General features: G+C 63.4%; 11 protein-coding genes and 2 tRNA genes. 7 read left to right on the top strand and 6 right to left on the bottom strand.

The window, feature by feature from the left end; translation table 11 throughout:
- Window positions 1-257: 257 nt before the first annotated feature.
- The 5 genes from ACRECS_RS07795 to yaaA all read right to left on the bottom strand — a co-directional run bounded on the left by ACRECS_RS07795 (window position 258) and on the right by yaaA (window position 5,361).
- On the bottom strand, window positions 258-611 hold the full coding sequence (locus ACRECS_RS07795; RefSeq protein WP_431582398.1) for a DUF952 domain-containing protein: 354 nt from the start codon (window positions 609-611) through the stop codon (window positions 258-260).
- Window positions 608-3,379 (bottom strand): DNA gyrase subunit A, encoded by a 2,772-nt coding sequence (gyrA, locus tag ACRECS_RS07800; protein WP_431582399.1) that lies wholly within the window; start codon window positions 3,377-3,379, stop codon window positions 608-610. Before gyrA ends, ACRECS_RS07795 begins: the two co-directional genes overlap by 4 nt.
- 114 nt (window positions 3,380-3,493) lie before the next feature.
- Window positions 3,494-3,805, bottom strand: a complete 312-nt coding sequence (locus ACRECS_RS07805) for a hypothetical protein (protein WP_431582400.1) — start codon at window positions 3,803-3,805, stop codon at window positions 3,494-3,496.
- 99 nt (window positions 3,806-3,904) lie between these two features.
- Entirely contained in the window at window positions 3,905-4,627 is a 723-nt protein-coding gene (locus ACRECS_RS07810; RefSeq protein WP_431582401.1) for an SDR family NAD(P)-dependent oxidoreductase, read from the bottom strand.
- Window positions 4,600-5,361, bottom strand: coding sequence for a peroxide stress protein YaaA (yaaA, locus tag ACRECS_RS07815; protein ID WP_431582402.1), 762 nt, complete (start codon window positions 5,359-5,361; stop codon window positions 4,600-4,602). Before yaaA ends, ACRECS_RS07810 begins: the two co-directional genes overlap by 28 nt.
- A 196-nt stretch (window positions 5,362-5,557) precedes the next feature.
- Between yaaA and ACRECS_RS07820 the strand changes: the two genes are divergently transcribed.
- Window positions 5,558-6,883 carry a hypothetical protein gene (locus ACRECS_RS07820; RefSeq protein ID WP_431582403.1) on the top strand — a complete coding sequence of 442 codons (1,326 nt, stop codon included), beginning with the start codon at window positions 5,558-5,560 and terminating at the stop codon, window positions 6,881-6,883.
- A 71-nt stretch (window positions 6,884-6,954) separates the two neighbouring features.
- Here ACRECS_RS07820 and ACRECS_RS07825 read toward each other — a convergent pair whose 3' ends face one another.
- A complete protein-coding gene (locus tag ACRECS_RS07825; protein WP_431582404.1) occupies window positions 6,955-7,422 on the bottom strand; it encodes an Lrp/AsnC family transcriptional regulator in 468 nt (155 codons plus the stop codon).
- A gap of 185 nt (window positions 7,423-7,607) precedes the next feature.
- Between ACRECS_RS07825 and ACRECS_RS07830 the strand changes: the two genes are divergently transcribed.
- The 6 genes from ACRECS_RS07830 (at window position 7,608) to ACRECS_RS07855 (ending at window position 14,932) form a co-directional block, all read left to right on the top strand.
- Complete coding sequence (locus ACRECS_RS07830; protein WP_431582405.1) at window positions 7,608-9,536, top strand: histidine kinase dimerization/phospho-acceptor domain-containing protein; 1,929 nt, start codon at window positions 7,608-7,610, stop codon at window positions 9,534-9,536.
- An 11-nt stretch (window positions 9,537-9,547) separates the two neighbouring features.
- A complete protein-coding gene (locus ACRECS_RS07835) occupies window positions 9,548-10,558 on the top strand; it encodes a polysaccharide deacetylase family protein (RefSeq protein WP_431582483.1) in 1,011 nt (336 codons plus the stop codon).
- Between the two features lie 49 nt (window positions 10,559-10,607).
- A tRNA-Ile gene (locus tag ACRECS_RS07840) sits at window positions 10,608-10,684 on the top strand.
- Window positions 10,685-10,858: 174 nt separating this feature from the next.
- Window positions 10,859-10,935 (top strand) — tRNA-Pro (locus ACRECS_RS07845).
- A gap of 203 nt (window positions 10,936-11,138) precedes the next feature.
- Window positions 11,139-11,840 (top strand): class I SAM-dependent methyltransferase, encoded by a 702-nt coding sequence (locus ACRECS_RS07850; RefSeq protein ID WP_431582406.1) that lies wholly within the window; start codon window positions 11,139-11,141, stop codon window positions 11,838-11,840.
- A 590-nt stretch (window positions 11,841-12,430) separates the two neighbouring features.
- Entirely contained in the window at window positions 12,431-14,932 is a 2,502-nt protein-coding gene (locus ACRECS_RS07855; RefSeq protein ID WP_431582407.1) for a TonB-dependent receptor, read from the top strand.
- The last annotated feature ends 55 nt before the right edge of the window (window positions 14,933-14,987 follow it).

Genomic DNA, 14,987 nt, shown 5'->3' on the forward strand with positions numbered 1-14,987 from the left:
GGCTCCGTCTAAGAAGTTTCATATAAATATTTGATATATAATGATTTATTTCAGAATATTGCGGAAATGGTGACGGGAGATATCGGACATTACCGGTGTCCCATATCTCCCGCCGTCGGTGGGCTTCGCGCGGTTGCCCTCAGCGATTCAAGCATGGCGCAAGGTCGGGCATATCATCCCGTACCGGGCTCGCACCGGCGCGCTCTTTCTCAGTGTCGGAAAACAGACTGCCGTGAATCGGTGGGCGGCCGAGCGCCTTAGCCAGCCACCGGAAGCTTGACCGACCCGTCGGCGAGCCGCTCCAGCGGCCCATAGGCAAAGACGGCCTCAAGCAGCAGCGGGCCGTAGATATGCGGGAACAGCTGCCCGCCGCGCGATTCTTCCCATTTCAGCGAGGCGCCGAATGATCCGAGATCGACCGCCGCGACATGCAGATCCGTCTGGCCGGCGAAATGCTTGTCCACCGTCTCGGTCAGCTGTTCGCAGGTCGAGAGGTGGATATAGCCGTCGGCCAGGTCGATCGGCGCGCCGAGGAAAATCCCGTCACGTTCCAGCACCGCCATCTGATCGGCGGTCAGGACCTTATAGGCCGTGACGGGAAGCTCGCTCATTCGCCATCCTTCGGCGCGGCCGCACTGTCATCGGCCGCACTGGTATCCGGTGCTGGCAATGCTGCCACATCTGCGGCGTCGGCCTCGGGCTCTTCTTCGCTTTCCTCGATCCGGGCGGCCGAAACGACATGCTCGTCCTTGGCGACATCGAACAGCCTCACCCCGGCCGAGCCGCGGCTGATGATGCGGAAGCCCTGATCGTCGCCGCGCTCATGGCGCAGCTCGATCGGCATGCGGATCAGCTTGGCCTGGTCGGTGACCAGCATCAGCTGCTCGCCATGTTTCGACGGGAAGCTCGCCACGACGTCGCCGTTGCGGGCGAGATTGTCGATATTGGTGATGCCCTGGCCGCCGCGGCCGATGCGGCGATATTCATAGGCCGAGGATAGCTTGCCATAGCCGTTGGCGCAGACCGTCAGGATGAATTCCTCGCGTGCGCGCAGTTCGGCGAAGCGTTCCGCGCTCATTGTCGGCTCGCCTTCCTTCTCCGGCTTCCAGGCGGCGAACTTCACATATTCCTCGCGCTCTTCCTGCGTCGTGCCGACACGGTGGAGGATCGACAGCGAGATGACCTCGTCATCACCCTTGAGCGAGATGCCGCGCACCCCGGTCGCGGTGCGGCTCTGGAATTCGCGCACGTCATCGCCGGCGAAACGAATCGCCTTGCCCTTGCGCGTGGCGAGCAGCACGTCGTCGGTTTCGTTAAGCAGCGCGACGCCGATCAGGCGATCCTCGCTCTCGTCATCGAAGCGCATCGCGATCTTGCCGTTGGTCGGCACGTTGGTGAACGCGTCCATCGAGTTGCGGCGGACATTGCCCTTGGCGGTCGCGAACATGACGTGCAGCGCGCCCCATTCCGCTTCGTCCTCGGGCAGGGGCAGCACGGTCGAGATGGTTTCGCCCTCGGCCAGCGGGAGCAGATTGACCATCGGCCGCCCACGCGTCGCGGCGCCGCCCTCGGGCAGGCGCCAGACCTTCTTGCGATAGACCTTGCCGTGATTGGAGAAGAACAACACCGGCGTGTGCGTCGAGGTGACGAACATCGACGTGACGACGTCCTCGTCCTTGGTGGCCATGCCCGCGCGGCCCTTGCCGCCCTTGGCCTGCGCCCGGAACGTGTCGAGCGTGGTGCGCTTGATATAGCCCTGCATGGTCACGGTGACGACCATGTCCTCGCGCTCGATCAGGTCCTCGTCGTCGATGCCGTCGGCTGCCGCTGCGATTTCGGTCCGGCGCGGCGTGGCGAATTGCTCGCGCACGGCGGTCAGTTCCTCGCGCATCACCTCGTAGAGCTTGGCGCGGTCGGCGAGGATCGCGAGCAGCTCGGTAATCGACTCGGCGAGCTTGCGGAGCTCGTCGCCGATCTCGTCGCGGCCAAGCGCGGTCAGGCGGTGCAGACGCAGGTCGAGGATCGCGCGGACCTGGATTTCCGACAGGCGATAAGTGTCGCCGGTGACCTCGGCCTCGACCGCTTCGACCAGGCGGATATAGGGCGCGATCTCGGCGATTGGCCAGTCGCGGGAGAGCAAGGCTTCGCGTGCGGCCGCCGGGCTCGACGAGCCACGGATGATACGCACCATTTCGTCGAGATTGGTCGTCGCGATGACCAGACCGAGCAAGATGTGGGCACGTTCGCGCGCACGGGCGAGTTCGAACTTGGAGCGCCGGGTGATGACCTCCTCGCGGAACTTGACGAACGCCTCGATGATGTCGCGCAAATTGAGCGTCTCGGGCCGGCCGCCGCGGATCGCGAGCATATTAGCCGGGAAGCTCGATTGCGCCGGCGTGTGGCGCCACAGCTGGTTGAGCACGACCTCGGCCGTCGCGTCGCGCTTCAGGTCGATGACGATGCGAACGCCGTGGCGGTTCGATTCGTCGCGAATGTCGCTCACACCCTCGATCCGCTTGTCCTTCGCGGCTTCGGCGATCTTTTCGACCAACGCATTCTTGCCGGTCTGATAGGGGATTTCAGTCAGCACGATCGAACGGCGGTCGCCACGACCTTCCTCGACCACGTGCCGCGACCGGACGAGGATCGAACCGCGCCCTTCGGTATAGGCCGATTTGCAGCCCGAACGGCCGAGGATGATCGCGCCGGTCGGGAAATCGGGACCGGGCACGATCTCCATCAGTTCTTCGATGCTGATCCCGCCATTGTTGATATAGGCGAGGCAGGCATCGATCACTTCGCCGAGATTATGCGGCGGAATGTTGGTCGCCATGCCGACGGCGATGCCGCCCGCGCCATTGACCAGGATGTTGGGGAAACGCGCCGGCAATACGGTCGGCTCTTCGCGCGACCCGTCATAGTTCGGCGCGAAATCGACCGTGTCCTTCTCGATATCCTGCAGCAGCGTCATCGCTGCCTTGGTCAGGCGCGCCTCGGTGTAGCGCATCGCGGCGGGCATGTCGGGATCCATCGATCCGAAATTGCCCTGGCCGTCGACCAGCATCACGCGCATCGCCCAATCCTGGGCCAGGCGGGCGAGCGCCATATAAATCGAGCTGTCGCCGTGCGGATGGTAATTGCCCATCACGTCGCCGACGATCTTGGAGCATTTGCGATACGGCCGGCCGGGGACGAAGCCGCCCTCCTGGCTGGCATAGAGAATGCGCCGATGCACTGGTTTCAGGCCGTCGCGGACATCGGGCAGCGCGCGGCTGACGATGACGCTCATTGCGTAATCGAGATAGCTCGAACGCATCTCGTCGACGATCGAGATGGGGGAGACGTCCGAAGGGTCGGCGAGGAGTGTCTCGTCGGTCAAATTTCAAAGCTTTCGGGTTGTGTGACGTTGTGGTTACGTCACTAGCCGATCCGCTTTGCGCTGACCACCCCCGCACGCGTACGGGCGCGCGCGAGGGGGTGGCTGGTCCGGGACTTATTTGCAGGCTTTCTTGGTCGCGTTTCCGGCTTTGGAGCAATTATAGGTGATCTGCTTGCCGGTGGTGGTTTTGGTCGTGACCATGCGGCCCGCCGGGGTCGCTGCCGCGGTTTTGGTGGTGCGGTGCGTGGCGACGGCAGCCTGAGTCTTCACCGCGGGCGTACGCGCAGTCGGCGTGACGGCGGTTTTGGTCGTCGCCACGGTCTTGACCGCAGCGGTTTTCGCGACCGGCCGGGCGGTTGCAACGCCGGCAGCACCGGCAAACAGCGCCGATGCGGCGAGGATCGAGGTGATCAGTGTCTTCGACATGGGAACAACTCCTGTCCAGTGCAGCGCGTCATCGCGCCACTGATCAGGGTAGTGCGCCAGGGCGGGTGTCGGCGATGTGACCTACAGGTGAAATGATTGTCATGCGGGAATTTCGGCACCGTCCCAGCCAAAAGCCTTGCCGCTGTCCGGCACGCGCAGCCCGTCGATCACGTCGAGCAGCTGGACCGCGGCGCGGTCGGGGGCGAACAGGTTGCCGGGCGTCACATTGCCTCGAAACGGGCGGGACAGGGCCGTATCGACTGTGCCGGGATGCAGGCCGACCACGATCGAGCTGCTGTTGCGGCGCCGTTCCTCGATCGCGAGCGTTCGGATCAGCATGTTGAGCGCGGTCTTGGAGGCGCGATAGCCGTACCAGCCGCCCAGCCGGTTGTCGGCGATGCTGCCGACCCGCGCGGTCAAGGCGGCAAAGACGGTGCGGCCGGTCTTGGGCATCAGCGGCAGGAAATGCTTTGCAATCAGGGCAGGGCCGATCGTGTTGACCGCAAAGGTCCGGGCGAGCCAGTCGGGGTCGATCTCGCCATGGGCCTTTTCGGGACCATGATCGCCCTGGTGGAGCAGGCCGGTCGCGACGAAGATCAGCGTTGGCGCTGGCCCCGTTGCGACAATCGCCGCCGCAGCGGCAATGCTCGCCTCGTCGGTCAGGTCGATATGCCGCTTGCCGTTCTCGCGTCGGGCAAAGCCATATACGACATCGAATGCGTCCTCCTCGATCAACGCCGCTTCAAACGCCGCACCGATCCCGCCCGACGCCCCAATGACGACCGCCGCGCCGGTCAAGCGGCGGTCCGCATGAAACGCCATAGCGTGTCGTTGCTCTCGGCCGGGTCGAAGCGATAGCCGTCGGTGTCGAAGCCCTTCATCGCCTCGACATCGCTGATGCGGTGCTCGCATAGCCAGCGCGCCATCATCCCGCGTGCGCGCTTGGCGTTGAAGCTGACGAAACGCGGGCCATTCGGGCCGGGCTCGCGGAAGTCGACCTGGATGACGCGAATATCCCGCGGTAGCTTGCCGCCGACCGCGGCCCAATATTCCTGGCTGGCCAGATTGAGCAGGATGCCCGACCCTTCCGCAGCGACATCGCCGGCGAGCAGGTCGGCGATCCGGTTGCCCCACCAGTCATAGAGGCTCTTGCGCCGCGGTGCCCAGCGCGTGCCCATTTCCAGGCGATAGGGCCGCATCGCATCGAGCGGGCGGAGCAGGCCGTACAGGCCGGACAGCATCCGGACATGGTCCTGGGCGAAAGCGATTCCCGCCTCATCGACGGTTCTTGCCTCGAATCCGGTATAGACGTCCCCGGCAAAGGCGAAGATCGCCGGGCGATCGGGCGCATCGCCGAATCCGGCGAACCGGTCCGCGTTGAGTTTCGCCAATGGTTTGGAAATATCCATCAGCGCCGCCAGCCGTTTCTGGCTGAGATTGGCCGCCGACGCAGCCAGTCCCCCCGCCTCCACCGCGAAACGCGGCTCGGTTGGCGTCACGGCCGGAACCGGCTTGGTATAATCCAGGGTTTTTGCAGGGGAGAGCACAGCGATCATCGCGCCCGGTTAGCGGCGCGATCGATCACGGTCAAAGCGATGCTTCGACGCACGGAACCGATCGGCATGGTTGATCGTCGTGTGGTGCGTGCGGGTCATGCCTTTCCTCATGCGGCTTGCTTGAACCCGAGCCCGGGGGTGGCTACAGCGGCCGGGCCAGGATGGCGCTGCGCGCCGCCAAAAGGAGAGTTTCATCGTGAAGACATTGTCCCGGGCCGCACTGGCGGCCATCTTGATCGCCAGCACCTCGAGCGTCGCGATCGTGGCGCCGGCCTATGCGAAGAAGAAAGAAGAAGCCAAGGCGCCAGGCCTTCAGCTCAGCAAGGAAGCGCGCGAATTCGCGATCAAGATCGACGAGGCCGCGCGCGCGCGCGAAGCGGCGCCGGCAGAGGGCAAGGCCCAGGCCGATGCGGCTTATGCCGCCGCTGTGGAAGCCAATTTGCCGGGTCTTGAGGGCGTGGCGAAGAACGATGACGAGCGCTACCTCGCCCAGGCCTATCGTCTCCAGTACGAAGTCATCAAGATGGGGTCCGGCGGCAACGACAATGCCATGGCCGCTCCGCTCGATGCGCTGCTCGCCAATCCCAAGACGCCAAAGGAAGCGATCGGCCGTTATGCGTTCACGCGCGGCAATATCGCCTTCAACGCCAAGCAATATCCGGTCGCGCTGAGCAATTATGCCCGCGCGAAGGAAGCCGGCTTTACGAACCCCGATCTGCCGTTGCTGATGGCAAAGGCGAAGGTCCTTGGCGGCGACCCCGTTGGCGGGATCGCAGATATCGAAACCGCCGTGACGGCGGACCGGGCGGCCGGCAAGCCAGTGGCGGAAGATCTCTACACCTATGCCATCACGGCATTGCAGAAGACGAACGACAATGCCGCGGTCCAGCGCTGGACGCGCAACTGGCTGCACGCCTATGGCACGCCGAAGAACTGGCGTACCGCGATCTATGTGTTCGGTTTCCAGGGCGCGGGCGCCAAGCGCATCGACAAGAAGCAGCGCGTCGATCTGTTCCGCCTGATGCGCGCGACCAATGGCCTGGCGGGCCAGGACGATTATCTCGAATATGCCGAGCTGACCTTCTCGATCGGCCTTGGCAGCGAGACAATCGCCGTGCTCGACGAGGGCAAGAAGAACGGCAAGATCCCGGCATCGAGCGCGACCGCGACCCAGTTCCGTGCCGACGCCGTCAAGCAGATCGCTACCGAGGGGTCGCTTGCCGCGCAGGAGACCAAGGCGAATGCGGCGAAGACCGGCACTGTGGCCGCCGATACCGGCGATTTCTGCCTGGGCAGCGGCAATTATGCCAAGGCGATCGAGATGTACCGCCTCGCATTGACCAAGGGATCGGTCGATGCCGATGAAGTGAATACCCATCTCGGCATCGCGCTGACCGCAACGGGCGACAAGCCCGGTGCAAAGGAAGCGTTCGCTCTGGTCAAGAACCCGCCGCGCAACGAGATCGCAACGCTGTGGACGACCTGGATCGATGCGCCGGCGGCGGGTGCGCCTGCGGCCTAAGCGGTCTGGCCTGCTCCGAAAACGAGAAGGACGGCAGCAATGCCGTCCTTTTTCGCTTTAGGGACCGGGCTTCAGGCGGAGCGGACGGGGATCCCGGGGACCGACTTGGCGGTCCGGATGGTCAGTGAGGTCTTGACGCTCGCGACATTTGGGGCCGGGGTGAGATGCGTCGTCAATATGTCCTGAAAACTCTTCAAATCGCCGGCAACGATCTTCAGGATGAAGTCGATTTCACCATTGAGCATATGGCATTCGCGAATCTCAGGAATCGCCGCGACATGATCCTCGAACGCGGCGAGATCGTGCTCGGCCTGGCTGCGCAAGCTGACCATCGCGAAGACGGTGATCGGATATCCCAGGGCTGCTGCATCGAGCTCGGCATGATAGCCCTTGATCGCGCCGGCATCTTCAAGCGCGCGGACGCGGCGCAGGCAGGGCGGGGCTGTCAAACCGACCCTTTCGGCGAGCTCGACATTCGTCATCCGTCCATCGTCCTGCAACAATCCCAAAATCTGCCGGTCGATTTGATCAAACGCCATTGCGTACAACTCCCGCGCGACGCGAATTTTCGCGTGCGTCTCTGTGGTTCAGCATAAGATAATTGCGGGGGAACGCAATTGTCCCACATTGCTACGTCCCGAAATCAACAGTTCCTCAAGCGGCGTATGCCGGTTAAGAAATTATTACGGCGCGCCCTTTCGCGCGTCGGCACAGGGGTACCGGTTTGCGCTTCGACGATAGCCTTGAAACGGTCCTCTCGGCAGACATGTCGACGCCGTTCGGCGCGCAGTCGGCGTGGCGTCAGCTGGTCGATCTGATCGGGCGGCGCCGGGTGCCGGTCAGCCCGGCAGCGATCACGCGCCTCAAAATGATTCGCACACAGGTGCCGCCGCCGGTGCGCGCCGCGAGTGCCCGGTCGTTGTCCTATGCCGATCCGCCGGCCGAGCTGGTGCATTTGTTTGCAGAGGACGACATCACGATCGCGGCGCCCGTGTTGCGCATTGCCAGGATGCGTGCCGGCCAATGGATCGAGATGCTGCCCGGCCTGTCACCGGCCGGCCGGTCGGTCCTGCGTCACCGGCGTGACCTTGCGCCTGAGGTCCGCCGTGCCCTGGAGAGCTTCGGTTCGGTCGATTTTCGCCTGTCTGCCGCTGGTAGCGAAGCGTTTTTCGTGCCGGACGGGATCGCCCCTGAGCCTGAACTTCCGAAAATGGTCTTGCCCGACGCCAAAGCCGGACTGTCAGGGAACGAATCTTACGTGCCTGAGCGCCCATCGGCCGCAGTGACGGAGCTGAAACCCGTCGCGCCGGTTGAGTCCGTCATCTTACCGATGCAGCCTGTCCCGGCCGAATCGCCATTCGTGTCGCTCGGGTCGGTCGCGCTCGGCTTGCCGGTCGTCGCCGAGGCACTTCGTCAAGCGGAAGGCCAGGATGCGACCTCGCCGGGTACCAACCCGCTCGACAGCCAGGCCGCCGGACCCTTCGAGATCAACGAACTGCTCCAGCGAATCGACGCCTATCAGCGTCAGCGCGAGGACAAGCCCGGCGTCCCCCTGTTGCGGAGCGACTATGGCGACAATGACGACCAGCCCGCGCTGTTCGATCTCGAGCCTGTCCAGTCGCCCAGTTTCCGGTTCGAAACCGATGCGGCGGGACTGGTCCGCTGGATCGAGGGGGCGGCGCGCGCACCGCTGATCGGCTTGTCGCTCGATTTCGCGGCATTGCCCGCGGGGTCGCGCGTCGACGGCGTCGCGGCAGGTGCGTTCCGCCGTCGTGCCGGATTTGCCAATGCCCGCCTGATTGTGGAGGGCAATTCGGACGCCGCGGGCCAGTGGAGGATCACCGGCATTCCGGTCTTCGACCGCGAAACCGGACGGTTCACCGGCTATCGCGGCACCGCCCGTCGTCCCCGTGCGGACGAAAGCGCTGAGCCGGCGCGGCCCTCGCGCAATCCGCAATCGGACGCGCTGCGCCAGCTCGTCCATGAACTGCGCACCCCGACGAATGCCATTGCCGGTTTTGCCGAGATGATCGAGACGCAATTGCTCGGGCCCGTCCCGCAGCCCTATCGCGACCATGCCAGCCAGATCCGTAGCCAGGCGGCGGACCTGCTGACGGCGATCGACGATATCGATCTTGCGGCGCGGATCGAATCCAACGCGCTCGACCTGCGGCCGGGCACGGTTCCCGTTGCATCCCTGCTGACGCAGATCGCGGACGATCTGACGTCGCTCGCGCGGTTGCGTGGTACCGTTCTGACGATCGGATCCAGTGCACCGGAACTGGCCATTGCTGGCGACGACCGTGCCGTTGAGCGGCTGATCGCACGGCTGATGGCGACGTTGGTCGCGTCGGGCAGCAAGGGCGAAAAGATCGAGATCACCGCCGAATCCGGTGCCGACGCACAGGTCGTGCTGACTTTCGATCGCCCGCAGGCGCTTGCCGCTTATGGCGTCGAGAGCATCCTGACAATCGATGCCGAAGCGGAAGCCGAGGCCGAAGGCGCACCTTTGCTCGGGACGGGCTTTGCGCTCCGGCTCGCGCGCAATCTCGCCAATGAGCTTGGCGGTGCGCTGGTGATTGGTGAGCAGGCCTTGACTTTGCACCTTCCCGCCGCCGTTATTGCCCCTGTGGAGCAGGCTTCTTCCAGCTGAGCGTGGCAGGGATTGCCTCGCCCTCGATCGGGTCGATCCATCGCCCCGCGCCACCGGCCGCCGCGGACCGGGTCTTATGGCCCGACGATTTCGGCACGCGGTTCACGATCATGGTCGATACCGAGGAAGAATTCGACTGGAGCGCGCCCTTGTCGCGCGACTCGCGCAATGTGTCGGCGATCGGCGCGCTGCCCGAAGGGCATCGCCGTTTTGCCGACCGCGGCGTGCCCCTGACCTATCTGATCGATCACCCGGTCGCGACCGACCCTTTGTCGATCGACATCTTGCGCGGCGTGCTGACGGATGGCCGCTCGGCGATCGGCACGCAGCTCCATCCCTGGGTCAATCCGCCGTTCGACGAAGTATTGACTCCGGCCAATAGTTTTGCCGGCAATTTGCCGGAAACGCTGGAAGCGGCAAAGCTTGGCGTCCTTACCGACGCCATTGCTCACGCGTTCGGTGTATCGCCTTTAGTCTATCGCGCCGGGCGTTATGGCCTGGGCCCTGCGACTGTCGCGCTGCTGGCATCGCGCGGCTATCGGGTCGATAGCTCGATGCGCGCCGCCTATGACTATAGCGCAGAAGGCGGCCCGGATTATCGGGCGATCGGCAATCACGCATTCCATGTCGGCGAGATGATGGAGTTGCCGCTGACCACCGTCTTCACTGGCGCGGCCCGTCATGGCGGGGCCGGACTTTACGCTGCGCTTGGCCGCGTTCCGAAAGGTCGTGGCCTGGCCGCTCGCATGGGCCTCTTGTCGCGCATTGCCCTGACGCCGGAGGACATGCCGCTATCCGACGCGCTGGAAGCGATCGCGGTGGCGTTGGGGCAGGGGGTGCGGGTGCTCAACTTCTCCTTCCACTCACCCTCGCTTGCGGTTGGGCACACGCCCTATGTCCGCGATGCGGCGGATCTCGTGGCGTTCCATCACTGGTGGGACAAGGTCCTCGCCGATCTCGATCGGCGCGGCATTCGTCCCGCATCGCTCGGCGAACTGATTGCTGCGGGCACGCGGCGGTAAAGCGCGGCTTGCCAGCGGCGCTGCCGCTCCGCTAACGGGGCAGATGGTGGGGCCTGTAGCTCAACTGGTTAGAGCTGCCCGCTCATAACGGGTAGGTTGCGGGTTCAAGTCCTGCCGGGCCCACCAACGCTTCGTCTCAACTCTTCAATACTCTTTTGATAGGGCCAATACGGCGTTGCGGCAATGCGCCGCCGCCGTTGCAGGAGGAGGTGCCGCAAGCCTCCTCCCGGTAAAAAGCGCGGTTGGCCGACCACGCCGCTTGCATCCGCCCCATTAACCCGCGTAGAGGCCCCCATTCGTCGGGGAGTGGCGCAGTCTGGTAGCGCGCCTGCTTTGGGAGCAGGATGTCGCAGGTTCGAATCCTGTCTCCCCGACCATCACCGGTTTTCAGCAGTTTTCCAAGCATCCTGGATCGGTCCAATCCGAAACGTGACATGTTGTTCAAGCCGGCAACCAGTTCGACATTCCAGGGTGCCTGGCTGCAGCATGAGGCGGCTCAGCGCGCTGCTCCCGTTGCGGGTGCCACTTGATGCAGCTACCAAGGCCTTCGGTTGAATCGGCCGTTGAACGGGGAAGAACATTGTCAGAAGTCGATGCGCAGCGCCGTTACTATGAGGAAACGGCCGAGCGTTATGACGAGATGCACATTGCCGACGGCGACGAACATTATCTCGCACTGGATTGGCTCTCCAACATTATACGGCAGCAAGGCATTACGTCCGTTCTCGACATCGGCAGCGGCACCGGCCGCGGCATTCGGTATCTGAAGGAACGGCACGATATTCGCTTCGTCGGTGTCGAGCCGGTCGGCGCTCTTCGCGAGCAGGGGCACCGCAAGGGCCTGGCACCGGAAGAGCTGGTCGATGGGAATGCGCTTGCACTGGATTTTCCCGACGACAGCTTCGACATTGCGTGCGAGTTTGGCGTCCTGCACCATATCAAGGATCACCGCCGCGCCGTCGCTGAGATGTGCCGGGTCGCCAGAAAAGGCGTCTTCATCTCGGATTCGAACAATTTCGGCCAGGGCGGCACGATGAATCGCCTGATCAAGCAAGCGATCAACGCGGTCGGACTCTGGCAATTGTTCGATCTCGCGATGACGCGCGGCAAGGGGTATCATTATTCGCCCGGTGACGGCATTTTCTACAGCTATTCGGTCTTCAATGACGTGCCGGTGATCCGCGCCAAGTTCCCGACGCTGCGCTTCATGAGCACGATGGCATCGCAGGGGCCGAGCCTGTATCGGCAAGCCCCCCATCTGGCCGTATTCGGCGCGCTCTGACATCAGGTTACTGGGTGCAAGAACGATGTTTGGGGTCGCGAAATCGCATTGCGGCTACCGCTCACTAACGCTCGAACGCTGCCGATTGCCTGATCTCTGATGCATCGCATCGGATTGAGAGCACGCCGATTCGACCCGGGCGTTTGTCATGGCATCGAGCCGGGCAAGGCTTTATCCGGCTGCGCCGCGCTGTTTCTCATCGTGATATGATCGGACGTCTGCGACGCCGCATCCGCTGTTATGCGCTGTTATCCATAACAGCGGTAATCGGGATCAACACGCTGAAAATAAAGCGTGATTCCTTGCAGATTCTCCGACTTAACAACGACGGAGCAGCGTATTCTGCCAGATGGCCGGGCGCTTAAATTGATGACGAAAGCCGGCTCGCGGGGCGGTTCGGACCGATCGATACTAGAAAGCCATGTGCCGGTTCGGCGGGCCGTGCGCCTCTACCGCCACGCGTTGGATCCGGCGACTGTCAAATTAAGTCACCGGTTCCGTCATCATTCCGTCGCCCGATCATCGCGAAAGCGCAACGCGCCGATCCTAGCGGGATCGCCAGATCCGCCAGAGATTAAAGGGAAGCGCGAATGATGAAGGAAGCCAAGATGGCCGGACTGGGCATGGCCGTCCTGTCGATGATGTGCGGTACCTCGGCGCTCGCCCAGGCGGTCGCGGAAACCACGCTGGCAGACACCCAGAATTCGGATGAGGACATCATCGTGACCGGGCGTGCCGGTAGTGGCGAGCGCACCAAGCTCGAAACCAGCTACGCGGTTACCACCTTGTCGAACGAGTCGCTTCGGTCGCGGGCGCCGTCAAGCGTGACCGAGACGTTGAAGTCCGTGCCCGGCTTCTGGGTCGAGGCCTCGGGTGGTGAAGGCAGCGGCAATGTCCGCGCGCGCGGCATTCCGGTCGATGGGTTCGGGTCGATCAACCTGCTTGAGGATGGCCTGCCGGTGCAGCATGATCCGGCGCTGGGTTATCTCAACGCCGACCAGGCATTCCGCATGGACGAATCGATCGATCGGATCGAAGTCGTGCGCGGTGGTCCGTCGTCGGTCTTTTCGCCGAATGCGCCGGGCGGCGTGGTCAATTTCATCACCAAGCGGCCAGGCGAGTCGCTGTCGGGCAATGCGCGGATCCTCTACGGTCCGACCGCTGACCTGTATCGCTTCGACGGCTGGGTCGGCGGGCCGATCGGCGGGGGCTGGAAGTTCGATGTTGGGGGGTTCTATCGCAATGAACGCGGCGTGCGCGATCCCGGCTATACCGGGAACAAGGGCGGCCAGATTCGCGCCGATCTGTCGCGCGACTTCGGCAATGGCCATGTCAGCCTCAGCTACAAGCGGCTCTCCGACAATGCGATCTTCTATACCGGTATCCCGCTGACTAAGGATCGTAAGGGCGATATCGTCGGCATTGCCGGCTTCGACCCGCATTATGGCACCACCGCGAGCCGGGCGAGCGCCTTCCTAACGCTGCGCAGCGCTAATGGTCCGGTGTCGTTCGATAATACCGATGGCAGCAGCATTCGCCTGGATCAGTTTTCGGCGATGGCGGACTGGGACTTCGGCGATGGCTGGACGCTGTCGAACAAGGCGCGCTATCGCGATTCGAACACCGTGCGCAACGGCGTCTACCCGGCTGCGATCAATACCGGTGCGGCCTATGTCGGCTCGAAACAGACCGCGCTGCTCAAGGCCCATCCGGATGCTACGCGCGTGGTGCTGCGCTACACCGACACTGGACAGGCGTTCGATCTCGCGGGCCAGAACGGCAATGGCCTGATCTTTGAGAACAGTGCCCGGCCGGTGACGGTTGATGAGAGCGAATTTCTCGACGATTTGCGCCTGACCCGCAAGTTCGACCTGTTCGGCCAGACGCACGACATCGCGTTCGGCGTCTATTTCGCGCATATCGACGAGACGTTCCGCCGCTATTCGGCAACCACGCTGCAGGACGTATCGGATAATTCGCGCCTGCTCGATCTCGTCGCGATCAACGCCGCCGGCCAGGTGGTCGGGTCGCTGACGCAGAATGGCGTGTCACGCTACGGATCGGAATTTGCCAATGGCTCGGGTTCGTCGGATACCATCGCGGTCTATGCATCGGACGAATGGCAGCTGACGCCGCAACTCAGGATCGATGGAGGCATCCGCTATGAGCGCGTCACGACCAAGGGATCGCAGGAGGGGACGAAGACGGTCGATCTCGGCGATGCCTCGACGCTCGCTGATAACAGCGTGCTGACCGGAAACGGCATCTTCACGCCGTTCAACCGGCGTTTCGATCATGTCGGCTTCACGATCGGCGCCAATTGGCAGTTCAGCGACTCGGCTGGGGCGTTCGGTCGCTATACGTCCACCTTCCGCCTCCCCAGCGTCGGCAGCTTCATCACCAGCGCCACGGCGGTACCGGTCATTCAGGGCATTCGCATGTGGGAAGCCGGAGTGAAGGCCTCGACTCCGTTGTTCAGCGCCTATGCCACCGGCTTCCTGACCGATTTCGATTCTTTCTCGATCTCGAACTTCCAGTTCGACAGCGTCTCCGGCGGCTATACCTCGCAAACCGTCTATACCGACACGCGCGCTTATGGCGTTGAACTGGAGGGCACGATCCGGCCGATCGACTGGTTCGACTTCACGATCAATGCGACGGTGCAGGAAGCGACCTTCCGCAACCTGCGTTTTAACGAACTGTCCGGCACGACGCTGACCCCACGCGATTATTCGGGCAATCAGCTGCTTCGCGTGCCGAAGCTCGCGCTTCGGGCGACGCCGGGCGTCAATCTGTTCGACAAGCGCTTCCGCGCGCAAATGGATGTCGAACATTATTCGGATCGGTATGCCGATGCCGCAAACCTTTCGAAGCTGCCGGCCTATACCGTGATCAACGCCAGCGTCCGGTTCGGCTTGACCGACCAGATCACGCTCTGGGCTTACGGCGACAATCTGACCAACCAGCTTGGCCTGACCGAGGGCAACCCTCGCGCCGGCGAACTGACCAGCGGTCAGGCGAACGATCAGTTGTTCATCGGGCGGCCGATCGTCGGGCGCAACGTCCGGTTCGCGGTGGATTTCAAGTTCTGATGATGCCTGTTCGGTTCCTGCCTTTGTTCCTGTGCCTTATGGCGGTCGCTTCTCC

The sequence above is a fragment of the Sphingomonas sp. genome (genome assembly GCF_050725575.1).
Taxonomy (GTDB): Bacteria; Pseudomonadota; Alphaproteobacteria; order Sphingomonadales; family Sphingomonadaceae; genus Sphingomonas.